Genomic DNA, 1380 nt, shown 5'->3' on the forward strand with positions numbered 1-1380 from the left:
GGGGAGCGGTTTTTGAAGCATAAAATCTGAATTATAGCAGTATTTTGCCGCTAAATCTGCCACTACCACTATTATATTTATGATTATTATATACTATAATAGTACAAAAATACTTAATAATATATAACTGAGTATATGGCAATAAAAAACCGTAAGCATATGCTTACCACAAAGCTGACCGCTGATAGCTGATAGCTGATGGCTGAATGCTTACGTTTTTAACACCTAGGGAATTTTAGCTAAGGCTTCCCGAACGACTTCAGAACCAACACCAACCAAGCAGGAATTTTCAGTTAGATGACGTTTCCAGGCTCTACTACCTGGTTGCCCTGCAAATAATTGCAGCATATGTCTGGTAATTTTATTCAGCTTAATACCTTTGCCTACCCAGTGATCAATATAGGAAAACATGGCTTCGACCACCTGATGGCGAGTTGGGGGTATAACTGTATCGCTATAGATATCACAATCAGCTTTGGCAAACAGATAGGGATTGTCGTAAGCTGCACGCCCAATCATTACCCCATCGACATACTTCCGTTGTTCTCGCACTTGTTCAAGACTAGTGAATCCACCATTAATTTCCACGAATAAGTAAGGTAACTCCTGCTTGAGACGATGGACGTCACTGTAACGTAAGGGTGGAATGTTGCGATTCTCTTTTGGACTCAAACCCTGTAGCCAAGCCTTGCGGGCATGTACAGTAAAATGCTGACAACCGGCCGCTGAGACAATGCGGACAAAATTAGCCATGTCTTCATAGCGGTCAAGGTCATCAATACCGATACGGTGCTTGACAGTAACGGGTATGTTCACTACTTTAACCATAGCCTCTACACAGCGTGCTACCTGGTCAGGCTGCGCCATCAAACAAGCTCCAAAATTGCCATTTTGCACCCGACTACTGGGACAACCAACGTTGAGATTAATCTGGTCATAGTCCATAGCTTCAGCAATTCGGGCACATTCAGCTAATTCACTGGGAGTGTCACCACCAACTTGTAAGACTAGGGGTTTCTCTTGTGGGGAAAAGCCTAGCAAGTGTTCGCGATCGCCATGAATAATTGCTGCACTGGTGACCATTTCGGTGTAGAGCAATGTCCGTCGTGTAATCTGGCGCATGAAATAGCGATAGTGGCGGTCAGTGCGATCCATCATTGGCGCAATACTTAAGGGATAACCGCTACTAATAATTTTGGATTCCGTTGGAAGTGATTCGGGTGAAATAGCTCTACTCAGGGGAGTCATGGGTCGAGGCAGTTATAGCGCTACACGCAAGTCAGAAGTTAGAAGTCAGAAGTCAGAAGTAAGCTATGACTAAGTTTTGGAGTTTATGAATGTCAAACATCTGAATGGGTAGTGCTATACTATCAAGAAGCG

Annotated in this window: 1 protein-coding gene; it reads right to left on the reverse strand. The window is 43.6% G+C overall.

Features of this window, described 5'->3' with window-relative positions; translation table 11 throughout:
* Positions 1-225 precede the first annotated feature (225 nt).
* Positions 226-1248, reverse strand: a complete 1023-nt coding sequence (dusA, locus tag F6K37_RS42470; protein WP_287257228.1) for a tRNA dihydrouridine(20/20a) synthase DusA — start codon at positions 1246-1248, stop codon at positions 226-228.
* Positions 1249-1380 lie beyond the last annotated feature (132 nt).

This window comes from Moorena sp. SIO4E2 (assembly GCF_010671945.1).
Classification (GTDB): domain Bacteria; phylum Cyanobacteriota; class Cyanobacteriia; order Cyanobacteriales; family Coleofasciculaceae; genus Moorena; species Moorena producens.